At 61.6% G+C, this 23,229-nt stretch carries 18 protein-coding genes; 10 read left to right on the top strand and 8 right to left on the bottom strand.

Annotation, left to right across the window (positions count from 1 at the left end):
• Positions 1–8: 8 nt before the first annotated feature.
• The 3 genes from ACYP2A_RS25325 to ACYP2A_RS25315 form a co-directional block, all read right to left on the bottom strand.
• A complete protein-coding gene (locus tag ACYP2A_RS25325) occupies positions 9–797 on the bottom strand; it encodes an ABC transporter permease (RefSeq protein ID WP_459748667.1) in 789 nt (262 codons plus the stop codon).
• Positions 794–1,726, bottom strand: a complete 933-nt coding sequence (locus ACYP2A_RS25320; RefSeq protein WP_459748666.1) for an ABC transporter ATP-binding protein — start codon at positions 1,724–1,726, stop codon at positions 794–796. Before ACYP2A_RS25320 ends, ACYP2A_RS25325 begins: the two co-directional genes overlap by 4 nt.
• Positions 1,727–1,887: 161 nt before the next feature.
• Positions 1,888–2,511: a glutathione S-transferase family protein gene (locus ACYP2A_RS25315; RefSeq protein ID WP_459748665.1), complete on the bottom strand. Its 624-nt coding sequence runs from the start codon at positions 2,509–2,511 to the stop codon at positions 1,888–1,890.
• A gap of 187 nt (positions 2,512–2,698) precedes the next feature.
• Between ACYP2A_RS25315 and ACYP2A_RS25310 the strand changes: the two genes are divergently transcribed.
• Positions 2,699–5,146: an acyl-CoA dehydrogenase gene (locus tag ACYP2A_RS25310; RefSeq protein ID WP_459748664.1), complete on the top strand. Its 2,448-nt coding sequence runs from the start codon at positions 2,699–2,701 to the stop codon at positions 5,144–5,146.
• Between the two features lie 77 nt (positions 5,147–5,223).
• A complete protein-coding gene (locus tag ACYP2A_RS25305) occupies positions 5,224–5,634 on the top strand; it encodes a PA2817 family protein (protein ID WP_459748663.1) in 411 nt (136 codons plus the stop codon).
• 3 nt (positions 5,635–5,637) lie between these two features.
• On the opposite strand, the gene ACYP2A_RS25300 is transcribed toward ACYP2A_RS25305, so the two are convergent.
• The 3 genes from ACYP2A_RS25300 to recQ all read right to left on the bottom strand — a co-directional run bounded on the left by ACYP2A_RS25300 (position 5,638) and on the right by recQ (position 10,622).
• Positions 5,638–7,884 carry a type IV pilus assembly protein FimV gene (locus ACYP2A_RS25300; protein ID WP_459748662.1) on the bottom strand — a complete coding sequence of 749 codons (2,247 nt, stop codon included), beginning with the start codon at positions 7,882–7,884 and terminating at the stop codon, positions 5,638–5,640.
• 82 nt (positions 7,885–7,966) lie between these two features.
• Positions 7,967–8,401 (bottom strand): transcriptional regulator SlyA, encoded by a 435-nt coding sequence (gene slyA / locus ACYP2A_RS25295; RefSeq protein ID WP_459748661.1) that lies wholly within the window; start codon positions 8,399–8,401, stop codon positions 7,967–7,969.
• A 91-nt stretch (positions 8,402–8,492) separates the two neighbouring features.
• A complete protein-coding gene (gene recQ / locus ACYP2A_RS25290) occupies positions 8,493–10,622 on the bottom strand; it encodes a DNA helicase RecQ (protein WP_459748660.1) in 2,130 nt (709 codons plus the stop codon).
• Positions 10,623–10,822: 200 nt separating this feature from the next.
• On the opposite strand from recQ, the gene ACYP2A_RS25285 reads away from it, so the two are divergent.
• Complete coding sequence (locus tag ACYP2A_RS25285) at positions 10,823–11,410, top strand: UPF0149 family protein (protein WP_459748659.1); 588 nt, start codon at positions 10,823–10,825, stop codon at positions 11,408–11,410.
• Between the two features lies 1 nt (position 11,411).
• Positions 11,412–11,825, top strand: a complete 414-nt coding sequence (locus ACYP2A_RS25280; protein WP_459748658.1) for a YbaN family protein — start codon at positions 11,412–11,414, stop codon at positions 11,823–11,825.
• Between the two features lie 319 nt (positions 11,826–12,144).
• On the opposite strand, the gene ACYP2A_RS25275 is transcribed toward ACYP2A_RS25280, so the two are convergent.
• Positions 12,145–12,378, bottom strand: coding sequence for a DUF6124 family protein (locus tag ACYP2A_RS25275; RefSeq protein ID WP_459748657.1), 234 nt, complete (start codon positions 12,376–12,378; stop codon positions 12,145–12,147).
• Between the two features lie 268 nt (positions 12,379–12,646).
• Entirely contained in the window at positions 12,647–14,143 is a 1,497-nt protein-coding gene (gene pap / locus ACYP2A_RS25270) for a polyphosphate:AMP phosphotransferase (protein ID WP_459748656.1), read from the bottom strand.
• A gap of 149 nt (positions 14,144–14,292) precedes the next feature.
• Here pap and mnmC point away from each other — a divergent pair, with 149 nt between their 5' ends.
• The 6 genes from mnmC (at position 14,293) to ACYP2A_RS25240 (ending at position 23,229) form a co-directional block, all read left to right on the top strand.
• Positions 14,293–16,290 (top strand): bifunctional tRNA (5-methylaminomethyl-2-thiouridine)(34)-methyltransferase MnmD/FAD-dependent 5-carboxymethylaminomethyl-2-thiouridine(34) oxidoreductase MnmC, encoded by a 1,998-nt coding sequence (gene mnmC, locus ACYP2A_RS25265; RefSeq protein WP_459748655.1) that lies wholly within the window; start codon positions 14,293–14,295, stop codon positions 16,288–16,290.
• A 103-nt stretch (positions 16,291–16,393) separates the two neighbouring features.
• Positions 16,394–17,086, top strand: a complete 693-nt coding sequence (locus ACYP2A_RS25260) for an MBL fold metallo-hydrolase (RefSeq protein WP_459748654.1) — start codon at positions 16,394–16,396, stop codon at positions 17,084–17,086.
• 27 nt (positions 17,087–17,113) lie between these two features.
• On the top strand, positions 17,114–17,782 hold the full coding sequence (locus ACYP2A_RS25255) for an ABC transporter ATP-binding protein (protein ID WP_459748653.1): 669 nt from the start codon (positions 17,114–17,116) through the stop codon (positions 17,780–17,782).
• Position 17,783: 1 nt separating this feature from the next.
• A complete protein-coding gene (locus tag ACYP2A_RS25250; protein ID WP_459748652.1) occupies positions 17,784–20,252 on the top strand; it encodes an ABC transporter permease in 2,469 nt (822 codons plus the stop codon).
• Positions 20,242–21,327 (top strand): lipocalin-like domain-containing protein, encoded by a 1,086-nt coding sequence (locus ACYP2A_RS25245; protein ID WP_459748651.1) that lies wholly within the window; start codon positions 20,242–20,244, stop codon positions 21,325–21,327. Before ACYP2A_RS25250 ends, ACYP2A_RS25245 begins: the two co-directional genes overlap by 11 nt.
• A gap of 129 nt (positions 21,328–21,456) precedes the next feature.
• Complete coding sequence (locus ACYP2A_RS25240) at positions 21,457–23,229, top strand: N-acetylglutaminylglutamine amidotransferase (RefSeq protein ID WP_459748650.1); 1,773 nt, start codon at positions 21,457–21,459, stop codon at positions 23,227–23,229.

The following is a 23,229-nucleotide window of genomic DNA, read 5'->3' as shown; positions in this document are numbered from 1 at the left end:
ACCAACCATCAGTGGCGCATACCCCGCCCACTCACCAACAAGCGAATACAGAAAACATACAGCAGCACACTCGCCACTACCATGAACGCCAGCGCAATGCTGATGCGGATATCCGACACGCCCAGAATGCCGTAGCGGAAGGCGTTGACCATGTGCAGCACCGGGTTGGCCAGTGACACGGTCTGCCAGAACGGCGGCAGCAGGCTGATGGAGTAGAACACGCCGCCCAGGTAGGTCAGCGGAGTCAGGACGAAGGTCGGAATGATCGAGATATCGTCGAAGTTGCGCGCGAACACCGCGTTGACCAGGCCCAGCAGCGAGAAGATGGTCGCGGTCAGCAGCACCACGACGATAGTCACGCCCAGATGGTGCACTTGCAGGTCGGTAAAGAACATCGACAGCACGGTCACGATCACGCCGACCATCAGGCCGCGCAGTACGCCGCCCAGCACGTAGCCGATGAGGATGGTGTGCGGCGAGACCGGCGAGACCATCAGTTCTTCGATGGAATGCTGGAATTTGGCGCCGAAGAAGCTTGAGACCACGTTGCCGTAGGAGTTGGTGATGATCGACATCATGATCAGCCCCGGCACGATGTACTGCATGTAGCTGAAGCCGCCCATGTCGCCGATCTGCCGGCCGATCAGGTTACCGAAGATCACGAAGTACAGCACCATGGTAATCGCTGGCGGCAGCAGGGTTTGCGGCCAGATGCGGGTAAATCGTCGTACTTCGCGGTAGACGATGGTGTTCAGGGCCACCAGATTGGGGCGCAATTCGCCGGTTTGCTTGCTCATTGGGCTACCTTCTGCAGGTTCTTCTCGACCAGCGATACGAACAACTCCTCGAGTCGGTTGGCTTTGTTGCGCAGGCTCAGTACCTCGATCCCTTGCTGGGCCAGTTGGCTGAACAGCGCGGTGATGCCTACGTTTTTGTCGACCTGCACTTCAAGGGTGTGGTTGTCGATCAGCTTGCAGGGAAAGCCCGGCAGTTGCGGAGCAGCCGGATAGGATTGCTTGAGGTCGAGCACGAAGGTTTCTACCGTCAGGGTATTGAGCAATTGCTTCATGCCCATGTTCTGCACGATTTCACCGTGGTCGATGATGCCGATATTGCGGCACAGCTGTTCGGCCTCTTCCAGGTAATGGGTAGTGAGAATAATGGTGATGCCCTTCTGGTTCAGCTCGGTCAGAAAGGTCCACATCGAGCGGCGCAGTTCGATGTCCACGCCAGCAGTCGGCTCGTCGAGAATCAACAGGCGCGGCTCGTGCACCAGTGCGCGGGCGATCATCAAACGTCGCTTCATGCCGCCGGACAACGAACGCGAAGGCACATCGCGCTTGTCCCACAGCCCAAGCTGGGTCAGGTATTGCTCGGCACGTTCCCTGGCGACTTTGGCCGGAATTCCGTAGTAGCCCGCCTGGGTCACGACGATGTCGAAGGTCTTTTCGAACTGGTTGAAGTTGAATTCCTGCGGCACCACGCCGATCGAGCGCTTGAGCGCAGCCGGGTCGCGGTCCAGGTCATGGCCGAAAATACTGACCGTGCCACTGCTCTTGTTCACCAGCGTCGAAAGGATGCCGATGGTGGTGGATTTGCCGGCGCCGTTAGGGCCAAGCAAGGCGAAGAAGTCGCCTTCGGCCACTTCCAGATCAATGCCCTTGAGGGCCTGGAAACCGTTGCCGTAGGTCTTGGTGAGCTGTCGGATGGACAGGGCTGAACTCATAGCGGAAAACGCACCCATCTGAAGAATAAGGAAGGTCCATGGTGGCCTGATCGAACCATGTTCCTTGGCCAGGCCACTCAAGTACAGACACATTCATTAATAATAAGTATTAAACAGACACAAAAAAGCTCGACGAGCTGTAACCGGTCAAAATCAAGGCCTCAGGTCAGCGGCGTCATGACGGCTTTGCGATACGCCGGGCGAGCGCTCAGGCGCTCGTACCAGGCTTGCAGGTGCGGCAACGGCGCGCGCTCGATGGGCATTGCGAACCAGCCGTAGGCGAAGCAACCCAGCGGGATATCGCCCATGCCCAGTTCATCGCCGGACAGATAAGGCTGATGGGCCAATGCCGCATCGACGATGGCCCACAGCTCATTGAGTTCTTGCACGCCCCGGGCAATGGCCGCCTTGTCCTGTTGCTCAGCCGGGGTACGCACCAGCCCCCAGAACACTGGGCGAAACGGTGCGGCCAGGGTCGAACTGGCCCAGTCCATCCATTTATCGGCCTGTGCACGGGTTTGCGGGTCAGCCGGATAAAAGCCCGAATCTGCGCCATAACGGGCCGCCAGATAACGCACGATGGCGTTGGATTCCCAGAGGATGAATTCGCCGTCCTCGATCATCGGCACACGGCCGTTAGGATTCTTGGCGCGGTAATCGGGCTCGTCGACCAGGCCGAATTCACCCCCGGCATTCAACGACTGGTAAGGCACACCGACCTCTTCTGCGATCCACAGCGCTTTGCGCACATTGGTGGAATTCTGACGTCCCCAGATCTTGAGCATTGCGTTTTCCTCCTTGGCAGTTCGGGCAATCACGGCCTGCCAGTCTACCCTGTCAGGGTCGCAACTTCCTCGTTGCACGTACCCATAGCAACTTACAGAGACTCACAGGGTCACTATCGAGATTGCCCGCTATCGGGTATCCAGTCTTTGACAACGCCCTGAGCGTTGTCATCACGGAGGATTCTTTATGCTGTTGTTGTGGATTGCAGGACTGGTGGCCGGCATTGCCTGGCTGGCCCACCGGCGCATCACACCCGTTGCCACCCTGGGCATCGTCGCGGTGTACCTGTTGGCCATGGGTATCTGGAGCCATGCGCCGGGATGGCTGCTGGCGATTTTCTGGTTGTTGTGGCTGGCCGTATTGCTGCCTGTAGTGCTGCCCGACCTGCGCCGTCAGTACTTCAGTGCGCCGATGTTTCGCTGGTTCAAGAAGGTATTGCCGCCGATGTCTGAAACCGAGCGCGATGCCATCGAGGCCGGCACGGTCTGGTGGGACGGTGAACTGTTCAGCGGCCGGCCCAACTGGAACACCCTGCTGGCCTATCCACAAGCGCGTCTGACCGAAGAAGAACAAGCCTTTATCGATGGCCCTACCGATGAGCTGTGCGCGCTGGTCAGCGACTGGCAGATCGGCCAGGACATGGACCTGCCGCCAGAAGCCTGGGCGCATATCAAGACCCACGGTTTTTTTGCCCTGATCATTCCCAAGGAATATGGCGGCAAAGGCTTCTCGGCTTATGCCCACTCGCAGGTCGCCATGAAACTGGCGACCCGCAGCGGCGACCTGGCCTCTACGGTCATGGTCCCCAACTCGCTGGGCCCTGCCGAATTGTTGCTGCATTACGGCACCGATGAACAGCGCAACCATTACCTGCCACGTCTGGCGCGGGGCGATGACATTCCGTGCTTTGCACTGACCGGGCCGCTGGCTGGCTCCGATGCCGGGGCGATGCCTGACACCGGCATCATCTGCAAGGGCCAATGGCAAGGCGAAGAAGTGCTTGGCCTGCGCCTGAACTGGGAAAAGCGCTACATCACGCTGGGGCCGGTGGCTACCCTGCTGGGCCTGGCCTTCAAGGCCTACGACCCTGATCATCTGCTGGGCGAACAAGAAGATCTGGGCATCAGCCTGGCGCTGATTCCGACTGACACCGCAGGCGTCGAGATCGGCCGTCGCCATTTGCCGCTGGGCGCAGCCTTCATGAACGGCCCCAACTCCGGCAAGGACGTGTTTGTACCGCTCGACTTCCTGATTGGTGGTCAGGCGATGCTCGGCAAGGGCTGGATGATGCTGATGAATTGCCTGTCGGTGGGCCGTTCGATCTCGTTGCCGGCGGTCGGCACCGGCGCGGCCAAGTACACCAGCCTGGTGACCGGCCAGTACGCTCAGGTACGCGAGCAGTTCAATGTGCCGCTGTCGGCATTCGAAGGTATTCAGGAAGCGCTGGCGCGGATCGGCGGCAATGCCTGGCTGATGGACAGCGCACGCATTCTGACTGCCAACGCGGTGGACCTGGGTGAAAAGCCTTCGGTGCTTTCGGCCATTCTCAAGTACCACCTGACCGAACGTGGCCGCGAATGCATCAGCCACGCCATGGATGTCCACGGTGGCAAGGGCATTGTCATGGGGCCCAATAACTATCTGGCACGCAGCTGGCAGACCGCACCGATTTTCATCACCGTCGAAGGGGCCAATATCCTTTCGCGCAATCTGATGATCTTCGGGCAGGGCGCGATTCGCTGCCATCCGTTCGTGCTCAAGGAAATGGCCCTGGTCGGGCGCGAAGATCAGCAGCGGGCGCTGTACGAGTTCGACGACCTGCTGCTGCGCCATATCGGTTTTGCCGTCGGTAATGCCGCCAGTACGCTGGTACTCAACTTCGGCCTGGGCCGGTTCGACAAGACACCTGGCGACAGTCTGAGCCAGGGTTACTTCCGTGCGCTTGACCGTCAGGCGGCAGCTTTTGCGCTGCTCGCAGACCTGAGCATGATGCTGCTGGGCGGCGAACTGAAACGTCGCGAACGCCTGTCGGCACGTCTGGGCGATGTGCTCAGCCACTTGTATCTTGGCTCGGCGGCGCTCAAGCGTTATCACGATCAGGGTTCGCCTCAGGAACTGCGCCCTCTGCTGCGTTGGGCCATGGAAGAAAGTCTCGGCGAGGCTGAACGCGCGCTGGACGAACTGCTACGTAACTTCCCCAACAAGTGGCTCGGCTGCGCCTTGCGCGTGGTGGTCTTCCCGTTCGGACGTCGACACAAGGGACCGTCGGATGCACTGGACGCCGAAATCGCTCAGTTGCTGGGGCAATCCAGGGGCGAGCCGGCGCTGGAAGCGTTGCTGACAGGCTGCTACCGCCCACAATCGGCAGATGATCCGGTCGGCGCGCTGCAACAGGCGCATGACCTGCTGCAAGCCGCTTATCCGGTGCGCCGCAAGCTGGCCCACGCGATAAAGAGCAAGCAGCTCGATCTGGCACCCGGCGAGTCGCCGGTGGCTGCGGCCGTGCAGTCCGGGATTCTGCAAGCCAGTGAAGCGCAGAGCCTGGAAGAGGCCGAGCGCGCACGGCGCAAGGTCATCGACGTGGATGATTTTGCCAAGGAAGAGTTGACCCTGGCGCCAGGCAAGACCCGCTAAACGTCACAACGTCATACACACAGCGGGCGCGCAGAGCTTTATACTCTCGCGCCCGTTTTGTCTTTGAGGATTTCACCATGGCCGACGCCATTCTCGACCATCACCTGAGCCTGCTGGCTCACCTGCGCAGCATTCTGGTCGCGCTGGGCGAGGCAGAACAGGTTCCCGAAGAAAGTCATTCCCTGTTTCTGGAGCGCTTCGACGAACTGCTCGAGCAACTGCCGCAGGACCCGATCGAAAGCCAGTACCTGGGCCAGGATATTCTCTGCCAGATCATCCAGCGCTATCCGCAGATCGCTCATCTGGTGCCGCGCGATCTGTTGTGGTTCTTCGGCGGTGATTGCCTGCACTTCATGCCGGACGACGAAATCGAGCTGTATCAGGCGCTGGAAGAGCGCCGTTTCGAGGCCGAGCAAAACGAAGAACCGTTCGACTGGCTGCAAGAAAAACAGCTACTGGCCCTGTCGACGCAAGGCCAGTCGCACTAAGCCTTATTCAAGGCTGGCCAGCAAATCGCTGGCCATCTGCTGGTGGGCTTCGTCAGACTCGTCGAGCACCTGCAACAACAAGCGCCGCGCCTGATCGATCTCGCCTTCATCGATCAACAACTGAGCCTGATTGATCAAGGTCAGCGGTGTTTCGTCCAGATCCAGCAAATCGAACTCCATGCCCTCGTCACCGGCGAAACTGTCGAGAAAGGCATCGTCCAGCTCATCGCTGGCAGCCGGCTCAATCACTTCCAGCGGTTCGATCAGCTCGATGGACTCGGCTAACGGCGTTTCAGGATCCGACAGATCGCCCAGAAACGGGTCGTCCTGCAACTCGAACACTTCCGGCAATTCATTGAGGTTCGAAGCAAAGCCAGGATCGGTTTCGACCGGCGCCAGGGTTTCAGGCGCCTGACGCGCCGCCGGGGTGTCGAAGGGATCGACCAGATCCCAGTCGGCATCCATCGACAGATCGTCGAGATTGAGCTGAAATTCGTCGGGATGCTCAGGATTGAGTGCAGCCGCCGCCGTTTCATCGAGTTGCGCAGGCGGTTCGGGCTTGTCCGATGCACTTGCAACTGCCGCAAGGGCCACAGCAGCCACTGCTGCCGCGACTGGCGCAGCACTTGAAACGGGCGCAGGCGCTGTGGGGGTGGGCTTGAGTTGCGGGTAACGATTGCGCACGGCCTGGATTTGCTCATCGGTCATACCGTGATCCAGCGCGGTCTGTGTCTCGCGCTCAAAACCTGTGGCATCCCCCTGCTCGGCCAGCAGTTCGAGAATGCGCACGCGGATATCTTCGCGCTCAGGCTGCTTGTCCAGGGCATCGCGCAAAATACCCATGGCTTCGTTGAAACGGCCATAGGCTATGTAGATGCTCACGCCATCAAGGGCATCAGGGGCAGCGCCCGCCAGACGTTTGGCGGGGGCCGGCTCCTTGCTCAGTGACGGCGCCGTTGCCTGGGTGGATACCGGTTGTGGCGACACTGCCGGAATTTCATACACCGGCAGCACCGTCGACTGCGCAGGCTTGATCAGCGGCTCTTCCGGGGCGACTACAGGTGCCACCGGTTCAGGCTTGCGACGCTGGCGACGCGAATACACAAGCCCCGACAACAGCAGGATAACCAACAATGCGCCCAACAATAGCGGCAGGCTGAACAGCGGGTTGTCGTCAACGGTTTGTACGGCTGGTGCAACAACGGGAGCGGCAGCCACCACCGGAGCGGCCGGCACCATGATCGGCCCGGCAGCAGGCGCGCTGGCTTCAGTCAGGCGGACCTGCAGCACCGACACGGTCTTGTCCCTTTCGATCAGCTGCTCCTGCAAGCTTTGGTTCTGGGCCTTGAGCTCATCGACGCTGCGCGCCAGCTGCTGATTTTCGATGGCAGCCGCAGCCAGCTCGGCCGCAGCAAGCTGAACCTCGGCAGGTGCGGCAGGTGCTGGAGCCGAAACGGGCGCATTGTTGGCTGGCGCATTACTGCTGACCGAGGCCGGCAGCACCGCGTTGTCGGGTACCAACAAGCTTTGCCCGGCTTTCAGCGCAGAACCCGAACCATTTGGAAACGCCAGCGGGTTCAAGGCCTGGATACCTTCGGCCAGTTGGGCAGCCGGTACTTTGCCGCCAGGGCCTTGCAGGCGTCGTGCAATGGCGCCCAGGGTGTCGCCGCTCGCTACGGTGTAATGCTTGCCTTGCACCGCTGGCGGCGGCGCCACCGGCAGACGCGAAGCGGCCGACGCAGCCTCCTGGGCGCGGGCTTCTTCCTGACGACTGCGGGTCGCCGCCAGACCTTGAGGCGAGGTCGCAGGGTCAAGCAGCAATGTGTACTCGTGCAGCAGATCGCCATTGGGCTGCGCCACTTGCACCACAAAACTCAAATACGGCTCAGTGACAGCCTTGGAGGACTGCACCTGAATAAAGCTGCGATTACCGCGAATCACGGGTGTAAAGCGCAAGTCATTGAGAAAGAACCCACGCTCGATACCTGCCTTGGCAAACGCCTCGGGCGAGGCCAGCTTGACGATGAGGTCATCGCTGCTCAAGCCATCGGTCTCGATCAGTGCGATCCGTGCATTGAACGGTTGATTCAAGGCCGAGTGCAGGGTGATTTCACCCAGACCCAGCGCCGACGCCAGTCCCGACCAGGATAACGACGCCAGTGCCAGCGACAGCACCATCGCAGCCTTGGCGCCGCCACGAACCACAGCCCTGAAGTCGTCCTCGACAACCACCTGAGATCTTTTCAGCATGCGTCCCCTTGAGGAAACCGGACACGGCTTCTCGTGCTTGAAATATGTGCAAATAGTATGAGCGAGAACGTGCCGCTGTGCCTCAGGTTCTTTCCAGATTAGCCAGTATCCGCGCATGCACATGCATGCACTGCTGCAGCTCGCTTTCATCGATACCGGTCAGCAGTTCGGCGCGCAAGGTATTGGAAATGGCCTCGATCTGCGCGATCAACGGTGTCGCACTGTCGCTGAGCAGAATCTTTTTGGCCCGGCGGTCTTCCAGTACCGCCTGGCGGTGCACCAGCCCCTGGCTTTCAAGGCTGTCGAGCAAACGGGCCAGGGTCGGCCCCTCGACGCCGACGCTTTGTGCCAGTTCACGCTGGGTCGGCGCGTCATCGAAACGCGCCAGATGCAGCAGCACCAGCCAACGGGCCTGGGACAAGCCCAGGCTGGCCAGGCGCCGGTCCAGCTCGGCGCGCCAACCGCGGGTCAGTTGGGCCAGTTGCATCCCGAAGCGGTGTTGATCTGTCAGTGGCATGGCAAACTCTTGATTGAAACAATTGTTAGGCAGCTAAGCATGGTCCCCGGTGCCGATCAAGGCAGCGTGTGTGACCTTTCGTCACAGCAGGTTACGCCTCGAACTCCGACTGCAAGGCCGCCCGAACGCAATACAACACACCGTCCGGCACGCGACCGCTGAACTGCGCGGCCACTTCGCTGACCGGCGGCAATTCGCCTTCACCATCGAGGAAGGCATCCTGAATTTCGCCCAACAGGTCCTCAGGCAAGTCCAGCGCCTGCTCCACCGACAACTGCTGTTTGCCAATGGCCTCGGCCAGCAGGCTGTAGACGTTCTTTTCCGAACATTGTAATTGCCCGGCAATTTGCGCAGGCGTCATGCCGGCCCGCGCCAAGCTGATCAGTTCATGACGCAGGTCGGTGACCACGCGCGGCGCCTCGGCCTTGCCACTGAGCACCTCCAGAAAGGCCTCGCCATAGCGCTCCAGTTTGCGTGCCCCCACACCGCTGACCCGGCCCATGTCGGCCATCGAGCCTGGCTGGCTGCGCAGCATTTCCAGCAGTGTAGAGTCGGGGAAGATCACATAAGGCGGCACGCCATGCTCTTCGGCCAGGCGCCGACGCAGGGCGCGCAGGGCTTCCCATTGTTCGCGCTCTTCGCCGCGCACCAATTGGCTGGCAGGGCTGGCGCCACCGGACTTGCTGCTGGTCTGCGGCTTGAGATCACGGCGCAACTGCAGGCTGACTTCACCGCGCAATAAAGGCCGGCAGGTGTCGGACAGGCGCAGCCCGCCGTAACCTTCAAGGTCGATATCGGCCAGCCCGCGAGCCACCAACTGGCGGAACAACGAGCGCCATTCACCCTCGGAATGGGCTTTGCCGACGCCAAAGACCGACAAACGCTCATGCCCGAAGCTCTGCACCTTGTCGTTGCTCTTGCCCAGCAATACATCCACCAGATGGCCGACGCCATAGCGCTGCCCGGTGCGGAAGATCGTCGACAGGGCCTGGCGCGCAGGCTCCGTGGCGTCCCAGGTCTGCACGCCGTCGACGCAGTTATCACAATGCCCGCACGGCTGTGGCAGGTCCTCGTCGAAATAGGCCAGCAGCGCCTGGCGCCGGCAGCGGGTTTCTTCGCACAACGCCAGCATGGCGTCGAGTTTGTGATGCTCAAGACGTTTATGCCGCTCGTCGCCTTCGGAGCTTTGCAGCATCTGCTTGAGCATCAGCACATCCTGCAACCCGTAGGCCATCCAGGCATCGGCCGGTAAACCATCGCGCCCTGCCCGGCCGGTCTCCTGGTAGTAGGCTTCGAGCGACTTGGGCAGGTCCATGTGCGCAACGAAGCGTACGTTGGGCTTGTCGATGCCCATGCCGAACGCAATGGTCGCGACCATGATCAGGCCTTCCTCATTGAGGAAGCGCTTCTGGTTGGCCGCCCGTACATCGGCAGGCAAGCCTGCATGATACGGCAGCGCCGGGTAGCCGTTGTCGCTGAGGAACGTCGCTGTTTCTTCGACTTTCTTGCGCGACAGGCAATAAACGATGCCGGCATCGCTGCGACGCTGGGACAGGAATGCCAGCAATTGCTTGCGTGGCTGCTCTTTGGGCACGATGCGATAAAAGATGTTGGGCCGGTCGAAACTGGACAGGTAGCGCTCGGCATTCTGCAAATGCAGGCGGCTAACGATCTCTTCGCGGGTACGCTTGTCGGCCGTAGCCGTAAGGGCAATGCGCGGAACGTCCGGGAACAGCTCGGCCAGTTGCCCCAGTTGCAGGTATTCAGGCCGGAAATCATGACCCCATTGCGAGACGCAATGCGCCTCATCAATGGCAAACAGGGCAATCTTGAGGTTCTGCAAAAACGCCAGCATGCGTGGCTGAACCAGCCGCTCGGGCGCCAGATAAAGCATCTTGATCTCGCCCTGGCGAATCCGCCCGGCCAGCTCGCGCTGCTGTTCGGCGCTCATCGTAGAGTTGAGCGCCGCAGCCGACACACCCAGCTCATCGAGGGTTGCGACCTGATCGTCCATCAGTGCGATCAGCGGCGAGACCACCACACACAGGCCATCACGCAACAGGCCAGGGACCTGAAAGCATAACGACTTGCCGCCGCCGGTGGGCATCAGCACCAGGGCATCGCCACCGTTGGCCACACGCTCGATGATCGCACCCTGGCTACCCCGGAAACTGTCGTAGCCGAAGATGTCCTTGAGAATGTGTTGAGCCTGTTCGAGCATAATTACCCCGGGTTGTCCTGCAACAGCGGGCCACGCGGTCGAGCCGCCCGGCCGTAAACGCGGCAGTATACCCGACCCTTTGTGGCAAGGGACGCTTGCGACATAAGCGGTCGAATATCGATCCTGACACCATGGTGGGTAGCGCACCGGACGCTCAGGGCCTAGAATTCAGCATCGTTTATTTCCTAGGTAGTCCGTCCATGTCCTTCGCTGAGCAACTTACCCGCCTGCAAGTCTTTCTCGATGCAGATGACCTGCACGATGAAGCACTGGACTATGTGGCCGCCCACGGCTTCATGACTGCCTTGTCGATCTGTGCCGACGAAGTGCCGGAGCGCGAGTGGATCGACGCCCTGTTCTCCGAGCCGCCGCACTATGCAAGCGACGCCCAGCGCGAAGAGGTCGAAACCACGCTGGTGCTGCTCAAGGCCCATATTGCCCGCCAGCTGGCCTCGGACGAAGAGTTCGAACTGCCGTGCGACCTGGACCTGGGCAACGACCCGGACGATTCCGACCTGCGCGGCTGGTGCATCGGCTTCATGGAAGGGGTGTTCCTGCGCGAAGAAGCCTGGTTCGAACAGGCCGAAGAAGAAGTCAGCGAAATGCTCCTGCCGATCATGGTGGGTTCGGGCCTGTTCGACGAGCAGCCTGAGTTTGCCGACATCGCCCAGGATGCCAACCTGATGGACGACATGATCGTGCAGATTCCAGAAGCCCTGACTGCACTGTTTCTGCTGTGCCAGGCACCCGACGAAAAACCGGCGATTCTCAAGCCTCGTCACCACTGAGATGCCGCAACACCCGCCGCGCACCAGTCGTCATGCACTGGTGCGCTACGCGCTGCTGGCCGCCGGCTGGCTGAGCGTGGTGCTGGGCATCGTCGGCATTTTCCTGCCGCTGCTGCCCACCACTCCCTTCCTGCTGCTGGCCGCTGCCTGCTTTGCACGCAGCTCACCCCGCTTCTACCACTGGCTGGTCGATCACCCGCGCCTGGGGCCCTGGATCCGTGATTATCTGCACGGCAACGGCATTCCGCTCAAGGCCAAGGTCTACGCCATCGCCCTGATGTGGATCAGCATCGGCATTTCCTGCTGGTGGGTGCCGCTGACCTGGGTGCGAATCCTGTTGCTGGTCTGCGCCACGCTGGTGAGCGTGTGGATAGCGCGTCAGAAAACGTTGCACACGCCTGTCAAACCGGCATAAGCCTTATGCAAAAACCGTCTGATCCTGATTAAAAGTTGTTCTTAGCTGTTGTTACACGCTTGTGACGCTTCACGGCGCCCGGCGTTACACCTCACATCAGCAAGGACCCAACCCCATGCGCGATTTTCCTCCGCTTTACAGCGCTATCCTGCGGGCGCTGGCCGAAGCGCTTATACCCGCCCTGCCGACCCATCATGATGATTTTCAGGATAATGGCCACACAGCCCGAAACTCGCCTGACAGTCCACTGGCAAAACATAGCCAGGTTACGCGGACACTGAACCCTTCGGGCTTGCGGCAACTACGCGGTTGAAGGACGTCAGGCGACGGACAGACTGTCCAGCGAACGGTCAACCAGCATTTTGGTCATTTGCGCCAGATGCAGGACGGACAGGTTCAGATCGCGACCTGCACCCTGAGTGGCTTCGGTACCTTCACTTGCCGTTGCGATAATGCAGCGCAGCAAATCGGAGGCGTGATTAAGGGCTGTTTCCGGATTCACGGTGTCGATAATCGAAAACAGACAGGATGTGGCGGGCTTACAATCGGACATGAGTGATCTCCATGAGGCTTGCGGTGGCCAGCGTCCTTGTCGACCAAACATAGCGTCGCGGCGCACCGCGAGCTGCGGGCCTTGCGACACCGGCGCCTATGGCAACCGGAGTACCGCGACTGGCGCAGAGTAGGGAGCTACTGCGCCAGGTGCAAGGTATCGGTGAATACTAGGACATTTCACTCAAAGCTAACGGAATGTTCTGTAGTTCCTTCCCACATGAGCGGCCACATAAACACCTGATTGGCACGCAACTTTCGCGCAAATACTATTTTTTCCTATCCTTGGCGAACGCCGCTTCCAGTGCTTCATTAAGAGTGCGCAGAACTTTGACCCGCGCCCAGCGCTTGTCATTGGCCTCAACCAGCGTCCAGGGCGCAATCGATGTGCTGGTGCGATCGACCATATCGCTGACCGCCTGACGGTACTGCGGCCACTTCTTGCGATTGCGCCAGTCGTCCTCGGTGATCTTGTAACGCTTGAAGGGGATTTTCTCCCGCGCCTTGAAACGCTCCAGCTGGGTTTGCTGATCGATCGCCAGCCAGAACTTGACGACCACCACGCCGGCATCGGTGAGCTGTTCCTCGAAATCGTTGATCTCGCCGTAAGCGCGCAGCCAGTCGGTGTCGCTGCAAAACCCTTCGACCCGCTCCACCAGCACCCGGCCATACCAGGAGCGATCAAAGATAGTGAACTTGCCCCGCGACGGAATCTGCCGCCAGAAACGCCACAAATACGGCTGCGCCCGCTCGTCTTCGCTGGGCGCGGCAATGGGCACGATATGGTACTGACGCGGGTCGAGTGCCGCTGCCGCACGGCGAATGGCACCGCCCTTGCCAGCAGCATCATTGCCTTCGAACACCGCCAGCAGCGCATGGCGTTTCATGCGTTTGTCGCGCATGTTCAGCGACAATCGCGCCTGCTCGGCAATCAGCTCGACCTCGTAGTCGTCTTTTTCCAGTGACAGGCTCAAGTCCAGACTGTCGAGCAACGTCAGGTCATCGTCATGAGTACCCCGCGCGCCTACAGCCAGCGCCTGGGGTTCGACCTGCGGCGTATTCAGCGCCGCCTGCATGCCTTCGAGCAGCAGCCGACCGACCGTCAGGCTACGGTAGTTGGCGTCTGCCCCCTCGATCACATGCCAGGGTGCATATTCACGGCTACTGCGGCGCAGCACACGTTCGCCGAAACGCACAAACCTGTCGTAGGTTTTCGATTGCTGCCAGTCCAGCGGGCTGATACGCCAGCTGTGCAGCGGGTCGTCGCGCAAACTCTTGAGACGGTGCTTCATTTGCTTGCGCGACAGGTGAAACCAGAACTTGAAGATCAGCGCGCCTTCGTCGCTGAGCATTTTTTCCAGGCGCTCGGCACCACTGATCGCCTGATCGAGTTCAGGGTCCTTGAGCAGGCCATGAACACGGTCTTGCAGCATCTGGCTGTACCAGTTACCGAAAAAGATCCCCATGCGCCCCTTGGCCGGCAACTGGCGCCAATAGCGCCAGGCACGCGGGTGATCGAGTTCTTCATCGGTTTTCTGATCGAAGGTCCGCACCTCGATCAGTCGCGGGTCCATCCATTCGTTGAGCAGCTTGACGGTTTCACCCTTGCCGGCACCTTCGATGCCGTTGATCAACACGATGATCGGCCTTTGTGCCTGCTCATGCAGTTCGTACTGCGCATCGAGCAAGGCCTCGCGCAAGGCGGGCACTTGTTCGTCGTAAGACTGCTTGTCGATGGCGTGGCCGATTTCGGCGGATTCGAACATCAGAAACTCCCTTTGCCAGCTCTGGTGGATAGCCCTTTGCCCATTAAAAGACCACCAATGCAGCAAATGGGTCAATCGGTTTGCCGCCCACATAGCACGTGCGGCAGGTAAACTGGCGCGCCTGCCGCCCCCGTAAAGACCGAGCCAACATGACCAGCCCCCTTCACCATGCCCAGATCGTCTGGGACGAACATGGCAATCCCAATTCCAGCGTGTTTGGCGATGTGTATTTCGCCACCGGCTCAGGCCTTGAAGAAACCCGCCATGTGTTCATGACCCAGAACAACCTGCGCGAGCGTTTCTCGACCCTGCCCGCAGGCGGGCGGTTGGTGATCGGTGAAACCGGTTTTGGCACCGGGCTGAATTTTCTTTGCGCCTGGCAGCTGTTTGCCGAGTGCGCGCCGGCGGATGCACAACTGCACTTTGTCAGCGTCGAGAAATTTCCGTTGAGCCGCGCCGACCTGCAACGTGCCCTGGATTTGTGGCCGGAACTGGCCGCACAGGCAGCGCCGTTGCTGGCGCAGTACGTGGCGATTCATCCGGGCTTTCAGCGCCTGATCTTCGAGGACCAACGCGTCACCCTGACCCTGCTGATCGGTGACGCCCAAGAGATGCTGACGCAACTGGACGGGCAGATCGACGCCTGGTTTCTCGACGGCTTTGCGCCGGCGAAAAACCCCGACATGTGGAACGACGCCCTGTTTGCCGAACTGGCCCGGCTGTCGGCGCCACAGGCAACCCTGGGCACGTTCACCAGCACCGGCTGGGTGCGGCGCGCCTTGAAAGCGGCGGGTTTTGCCATGAAGCGCATCCCCGGCATTGGCCACAAATGGGAAGTGATGCGCGGCACCTTTGCCGGTTGGCCGGACGAAGTCGCGCCGGCGGCTGCGGTCAAACCCTGGTTCGCCCGCCCGCCTGCGCTTGAGATTGAACGCCGGGCACTGGTGATCGGCGGCGGCCTGGCCGGTTGCAGCACCGCGCGCAGCCTGGCCATGCGCGGCTGGCAGGTCATGTTGCTGGAGCGCCACGACGCCCTGGCCAGCGAAGCCTCGGGCAATCCGCAAGGCGTGCTGTACCTGAAACTCTCGGCCCACGGCACCGCGCTGTCGCAGTTGATTCTTGCCGGCTTCGGCCACACTCGGCGCCTGCTGGAACGCTTGCAGCGCGGTAGCGAATGGAGTGATTGCGGCGTATTGCAACTGGCCTTCGACGCCAAGGAAGCGCAACGCCAGGCGCAACTGGCCGAGGCTTTTCCCGAAAGCCTGCTGCACTTGCTCGATCAGCCAGCGGCAGAGCAACAAGCAGGTGTACATCTGGGCAGTGGCGGGCTGTATTACCCCGAAGGCGGCTGGGTGCACCCACCGGCACTGTGCCGCCAGCAGGCCGCGCATCCGAATATCCAGACGCTGTTGCACCATCAAGCGCTGGAACTGCGCCGGGTCGACGGTCAATGGCAGGCATGGGACGGCGAACGCCTGCTGGCCAGTGCACCGGTAGCCATTTTGGCCAATGCCGCGCAAATCAAGGATTTCGCACAAAGCGCCGAGCTACCGCTCAAGCGGATTCGCGGGCAGATCACCCGCCTGCCCGCCACCAACACCAGCCAGCATCTGCGTACCGTGGTTTGCGCCGAGGGTTATGTGGCCCCGGCCCGCGAGGGCGAGCACACGCTGGGTGCCAGCTTCGACTTTCATAACCTCGACCTGACCCCGACCCTTGAAGAGCACCGCAGCAACCTGCAACTGCTGGAAGAAATCTCCACCGACCTGAGCGAACGTCTAAATGCCGCCCATCTGGATGCAGAACAACTGCAAGGCCGAGCCGCGTTTCGCTGCACCAGCCCCGACTACCTGCCCATCGTCGGCCCGCTGGCCGATCGTCAGGCATTTGTCGACACCTATGCGGCACTGGCCAAGGACGCGCGCCAGGTGCCAGCACTGCCCTGCCCCTGGCTGGACGGCTTGTACATCAACAGCGGCCACGGTTCACGCGGACTGATCACCGCCCCCTTGGCAGCCGAACTGCTGGCCGCCTGGCTGAACAATGAGCCGTTGCCCATGCCGCGTAGCGTGGCCGAGGCCTGCCACCCTAACCGGTTTGTTTTGCGCAACCTGATAAGAGGCCCGAAAACACAGAGCAAAAGCTAGATTGTGCGTATTTCTGTAACAGGCAATTGCAGCAACGCCTTTGACCTGAGCGTCGATTGCCCCTACGGTGAACACTTGCACAGTGCTGAAAATGGAGGCTTGCATGCTGTTCCGTCAATTGTTCGACAGCCAGACATCCACCTACAGTTACCTGCTGGCCGATCACGGACAAGCGCTGCTGATCGACCCGGTCAAAGAGCATCTGAATGACTATCTTCAGTTGCTTTCCGACCTGGAACTGCAACTGATCATGGCCATCGACACCCATACCCACGCCGACCACATCACGGCCCTGGGCGACCTGCGCGATGCTACCGGCTGTAACACCGGGCTGGGCCAGGAAAGCCAGGTGCCGTGCGCCAGCTTCACGTTCCACGATGGCCAGAGCCTTGCCCTTGGCGGTCGCGAGCTGACGGTCTGGCACACGCCGGGGCATACCCGTGATTCCTACTGTTTCTTGCTGGCTGCACGGGGTCGCCAGCCAACCTGGCTGTTCAGCGGCGACACGCTGTTGATTCGCGGCAGTGGTCGCACGGACTTCCAGAACGGCAGCGCCCATCAACAATGGAGCAGCCTGCAACGTCTGTTGAATCTGGGCGATGACACGCTGGTGTTCCCGGCGCACGACTACAAAGGCTGGACCTGCTCGACCATTGGCGAAGAGCGGCGACACAACCCGCGCCTGCAAGTGGCCAATGCCGACGAATACGCGGCCCTGATGAGCGACCTGAACCTGCCGCCACCGCGCCTGCTGGACGTTGCGCTGGCGGCCAACCGGGCTTGCGGCCAGAACTGACCCGGCCTTCAATGTGAGTCATCGCCCATGCTGCAGGTTGTCGATCTGCTCAAGCACTACCCCACAGCTCTTGGCCCATTGCAAGTGCTCGACGGGGTCAGCCTGCAACTGGCGCAGGGTGAAAGCCTGGCGCTGATGGGCGAGTCGGGCAGCGGCAAAAGCACCTTGCTGCACCTGATCGCCGGGCTGGACCGCGCCGACGGCGGGCATATCGAGATTGACGGCCAGCGTCTCGACGGTCTGAGCGAAGCCAGTCTGGCGAATTGGCGACGCACCGGCATCGGCCTGGTGTTCCAGCAGTTCAACTTGATCGGCAGCCTCAAGGTGGCTGACAATCTGGCGTTTCAGGCACGCCTGGCCGGGCGCCATGATGCGGCATGGCTGGCGCATCTGGTCGAACGCCTGGGCCTGGGCGATCTGCTGACCCGTTACCCCGAACAGCTGTCCGGCGGTCAGCAGCAGCGCGTGGCCATCGGCCGCGCCCTTGCCTCGCGTCCAGTCCTGTTGCTGGCCGATGAGCCGACCGGCAACCTCGACGAAGCCACCAGCGACGAAGTCCTCACGCTGTTACTCGATCTGCTGGCCGACAGCCCCACCAGTCTGCTGATGGTCACACACAGTCCGCGCATTGCCGCCCACCTGATGCATAGGGTGGTATTACACAAGGGGCGGCTGGTCAGCGCCGATCAGTCCTGAGATGTCGGTGCTTTACTGGACACTGCGTGCCCTGCTCAGCCATTGGCGACGCCATCCGGTGCAGTTGTTCAGCGTGCTCACTGGCTTGTGGCTGGCTACCGGTCTGTTGACCGGTGTACAAGCGCTCAACAGCCAGGCGCTAGACAGTTATCAGCGCGCCAGCCAGTTACTCGGTGGCGAGCCGCAAAGCTGGCTGACCACCTCGTCGGATACGCCATTTCCCCAACAGATTTTCGTCGACCTGCGCCGCGCCGGGTGGCCGGTTTCACCGCAGGTGCAAGGCCGCGTGACGCTGAATGGAGAGCGCTTGCAACTGATTGGCATCGAACCGCTGACCCTGCCCCGCGACCTGGCTTTGGCCGGGCAACGTCAGGGGGTCGGGCAACTGCTGGATTTTCTGCGTGTGCCGGGCGTGACCTGGATTGCCCGCGACACGCTGCAAGCGTTGGGCCTTGAAGAAGGCCAGCAACCAACGAGCGATAACGGCCAGACCCTGCCACCGCTGCGCAGCCTGGCGGACATGGCCCCCGGCGTCCTGCTGACCGACATCGGCGAGGCGCAGCGGGTGCTGGCGATGCCGGGGCAGATCAGCCGCCTGCTGGTGGCCCGCGACTTTGCCGCCGCCAATCCCGTCTTGCCTGCGCCGATGGCAGGCCTTTTGGTCATGCAGCACGGCGACAGCAGCGACGATCTGGCGCGGCTCACCGAAAGCTTTCACCTGAACCTTGATGCCTTGGGCGTACTGGCCTTTGTCGTCGGTCTGTTTATCGTGCATGCCGCCATCGGCCTGGCGCTGGAACAGCGACGCGGCCTGCTGCGCAACCTGCGCGCCAGCGGCGTCAGTGCGCGGCTGCTGATCGGTGCACTGGGCCTGGAACTGACCGGTATGGCGCTGCTGGCCGGGGTGGCCGGGATAATCAGTGGCTACCTGCTGGCCGGCTGGCTGCTACCGGACCTGGCGGCCAGCCTGCGCGGCCTGTACGGCGCGGCGGTGGCAGGGCAACTTGACCTGAGTGCTTCGTGGTGGCTGAGCCGTCTGGCCGTGGCCTTGCTCGGGGCGCTATTGGCCGGAGTCAGCAGCCTGTTGCGCGCCGCCCGCCTGCCCTTGCTGGCACTGGCTCGGGTACAGGCGTGGCGTCAGGCTTATGAGCGCTGGTTACGCCGGCAAGCGCAGATTTCAGTGCTGGCCCTTGCCGCTGCGTTGCTCGCATTGATGGGTGACAACCTGCTCAGCGGTTTCATCCTGGTGTCCGCCATCCTGCTCAGCGCCGCGCTCGGCCTGCCGGTGCTGCTCGATAAAATGCTCGGGGCGGCGCTGCGGCGCAGTCGCTCGGTACTGGGCCATTGGTTTCTGGCTGATTGCCGCCAGCAGCTTCCAGCGTTGAGCCTGGCCTTGATCGCGCTGCTGCTGGCCCTGGCCGCCAGTATCGGCGCTGGCAGCATGACCTCAGGCTTTCGCCAGACCTTCGGCGACTGGCTCGACCAACGCCTGAGCGCCGAGCTGTACGTCACCGCCGCCAGCCCGGAACAGGCCCGCGACCTGCACACCTGGCTGACCCGGCAGCCGACGGTCAGCGCAGTGCTGCCCGACTGGCAGGTCAGCATTCGCCTGCAAGGCTGGCCGGCGGAACTGCACGGTGCCGTGGCGAATCCTCATTATCGACAGCACTGGCCCTTGCTGGCTGCCAGCGACGGCGATGTCTGGCAACGTCTTGCCGACGAAGACAGCGTCATGATCAGCGAACAACTGGCTCGACGCCTGGGCGTTAATCTTGACGACTCACTCGATATCCCGGTGCCGCAGGGCCGCTGGACACCGCGCATCGTGGGGCTTTACGCCGATTACGGCAACGCCCGTGGTCACTTGCTGGTCGATGCGCGGCACCTGTTGCAGCACTGGCCGGACCTGCCGCCCAGCCGTTTCAATCTGCGCATCGCGCCCGCCGATATCGCCGCATTGACGACCCAATTGCAGACGGTCTTTGCGCTGGATGATAACCGTATCGTCGACCAGCAACAGCTCAAGGCATGGTCCAGCCGGGTCTTCGAGCGCACCTTCGCCGCCACCGCCGCCCTCAACAGTCTGACCCTGGGCGTGGCCGCTATCGCGCTGTTCATCAGTTTGCTGACGCAAAGCCAGGACCGCCTGAGACAACTGGCGCCGCTGTGGGCCCTGGGCGGCACGCGGCGTCAGTTGATGCTGCTCAACCTGGGCCAGACCTGGCTGCTGGCGAGCCTGACGTTACTGGCCGCCTTGCCGCTGGGCCTGCTGCTGGCCTGGTGCCTGAACGCCGTGATTCAGGTGCAGGCCTTTGGCTGGCGCCTGCCTTCGCACCTGTTTCCAGGCCAGTGGCTGAGCCTGATGGCCCTGGCGCTGCTTGCCACGCTGCTGGCCTCGGCCTGGCCGTTATGGCGCCTGTACCGCAGCCAGCCAGGCGACCTGCTGAGGAGCTTCGACCGTGAGAATTGACTGGCTGGCCATCCTGCTCGGCGCGTTGCTGCTCAGCGGTTGCGATGACCCAACGCCAGCCACGCAGGGTTTTGCCGGGCTGGGCGAAGACAGTGGTGCGTTCACCGAAGTGACGCCAGGCCGCCCTTTCGTCTTCCCGCTGGACCATGCACCGCACGCAGGCTTTCGCATCGAATGGTGGTACATCACCGCCAACCTGAAGGATGCCAACGGCCAGCCGTTTGGCGTGCAATGGACCCTGTTTCGCAGCGCCCTGCGCCCAGGCCCAACGACATCCGGCTGGAACGACCCCTTCCTGTGGATGGGCCACGCCGCCGTGACCTCAGCCACCACCCACCACGCCGCCCAGCGCCTGGGGCGTGGCGGTGTCGGCCAGGCCGGCGTGAACCTGACGCCGTTCAGCGCCTGGATCGACAACTGGTCGTTGAACAGCGAACTGCCCGCCGGCAGCAGTGCCGACCCCATGACCCAAGCGCGCCTGCGGGCCAGCGACCCCAGATTCGAGTATGACCTGCAACTGACCAGCGACCGGCCTCTGGTGCTACAGGGCGAACAAGGCTACAGCCGCAAATCCGAACAAGGCCAGGCCTCGTACTACTACAGCCAGCCGTTCTTCAGCGTAAAAGGCCAACTGCGCATCGATGGCCAGAACCACGCTGTAACAGGCCAGGCCTGGCTGGACCGCGAATGGAGCAGTCAGCCGCTGACTGCCGATCAAAGTGGCTGGGACTGGTTTTCTTTGCACCTGCGTGATGGCACGCGCGTGATGCTCTATCGCATCCGCCGCGACAGCGGCCATCACTACCTGATCGGCAGCTGGATCGGTCAGGATGGCAAAGTGCAAAGCCTGGCCGCCGACGACATCAAGCTCACGCCCTTGCAGCAAACCCGCGTGGCCGGCAAACCCCTGCCCACCCGCTGGTCGATCGAGATCCCCGGCAAGCAATTGGCGATCACCACCGATGCGCTCAATCCCAAGGCGTGGATGGATCTGGATGTGCAGTACTGGGAAGGTCCGGTGACGGTGAGTGGCAGTCAGGAGGGGGTTGGGTATCTGGAGATGACAGGGTATTGATTGTAGAAGTGCATTGCACTCATCCCGCCCTTATAACCGATTGATCTAAAACTCCCACACTCTCACCGGGTCAGTTTCTGGGTGACTGCTCTTACGGTCACCTCCCCAACGGAAACCCGGTAAGGACATATGTGCGGACTAGCAGGCGAACTACGTTTTGACAATCAACCAGCGGACCTTGCCGCTGTTGAACGAATCACCCACGATCTGGCCCCTCGCGGCCCGGATGCGTGGGGTTTTCATAGCCAAGGGCCAGTTGCCCTGGGCCATCGTCGTCTGAAGATCATGGATCTGTCCGACGGCTCGGCGCAGCCGATGATCGACAACCAGTTGGGTCTGTCGCTGGCCTTCAACGGCGCCATCTATAACTTCCCGGAATTACGTGCCGAGCTTGAAGCCTTGGGCTATGCGTTTTATTCCGGTGGCGACACCGAAGTGCTGCTCAAGGGCTATCACGCCTGGGGCAAGGACTTGCTGCCCAAGCTCAATGGCATGTTTGCCTTTGCCATCTGGGAGCGTGACAGCAAGCGCCTGTTCATTGCCCGCGACCGTCTGGGCGTCAAGCCGCTGTACCTGTCGAAAACCGACAAGCGTCTGCGCTTTGCTTCCAGCCTGCCGGCGCTGCTCAAGGGCGGCGATATCAGCGGCATGCTCGACCCGGTGGCGCTCAATCATTACCTGAACTTCCATGCCGTGGTCCCCGCACCGCGTACCTTGTTGGCCGGCGTCGAGAAACTTCCGCCCGCCAGCTGGCTGCTGATCGATGCCGACGGCAAGAGTGAGCAACAGGTGTGGTGGACCCTGCCCTACGCCCCACGTGAAGACGAACGCAACCTGAGTTTCGAAGACTGGCGTCGGCGTGTGCTCGACAGCACCCGCGAAGCGGTGGCAATTCGTCAGCGTGCGGCGGTGGATGTCGGTGTGCTGCTGTCCGGCGGCGTCGACTCCAGCATGCTGGTGGGCCTGCTGCGCGAAGTCGGTGCCGAGAACCTGTCGACCTTCTCCATCGGCTTTGAAGATGCCGGTGGCGAACGCGGCGACGAGTTCCAGTACTCGGACCTGATCGCCAAGCATTACGGCACTAACCATCACCAGTTGCGTATTAAAGAAAGCGAGATCATCGAGCAATTGCCAGCGGCCTTCCGGGCCATGAGCGAGCCGATGGTCAGCCACGACTGCATCGCCTTCTATTTGCTGTCGCGTGAAGTGGCCAAGCATTGCAAGGTCGTGCAGAGCGGCCAGGGTGCTGACGAACTGTTTGCCGGTTACCACTGGTACCCGCAAGTCGATGGCGCCAGCGATCCGGTGGCTGCATATCGCGCTGCCTTCGTTGACCGTAGCTACGACGAATATGCCGCTACCGTGCAACCAAAATGGCTGCTCGACCACGACGCTGCCGGTGACTTTGTCCGCGAGCACTTCGCCCAGCCGGGCGCAGAAGCGGCGGTCGACAAGGCGCTGCGTCTGGACAGCACCGTGATGCTGGTCGATGACCCGGTCAAGCGCGTAGACAATATGACCATGGCCTGGGGCCTGGAAGCGCGTACGCCGTTTCTGGATTACCGCCTGGTCGAGCTGTCGGCACGGGTTCCGGCACGCTTCAAGCTGCCTAATGGCGGCAAGCATGTGCTCAAGGAAGCGGCACGCCTGGTGATTCCGGCCGAAGTGATTGATCGCAAGAAAGGTTATTTCCCGGTGCCAGGCCTCAAGCATCTGGAAGGCAACACCCTGAACTGGGTACGCGAGCTGTTGCTCGACCCCAGCCAGGATCGCGGCCTGTTCAACCCGTCTATCGTCGACACTCTGCTGACCAACCCCAAGGACCAGCTCACGCCACTGCGCGGCTCCAAGCTGTGGCAATTGGCGGCTTTGAACCTGTGGCTGAGCGAACAAGGACTCTGA

It is taken from the genome of Pseudomonas sp. 3A(2025), from assembly GCF_054589175.1.
Note: the sequence above shows the minus strand (reverse complement) of the source record. Positions and strands in the feature narration are given on the sequence as shown.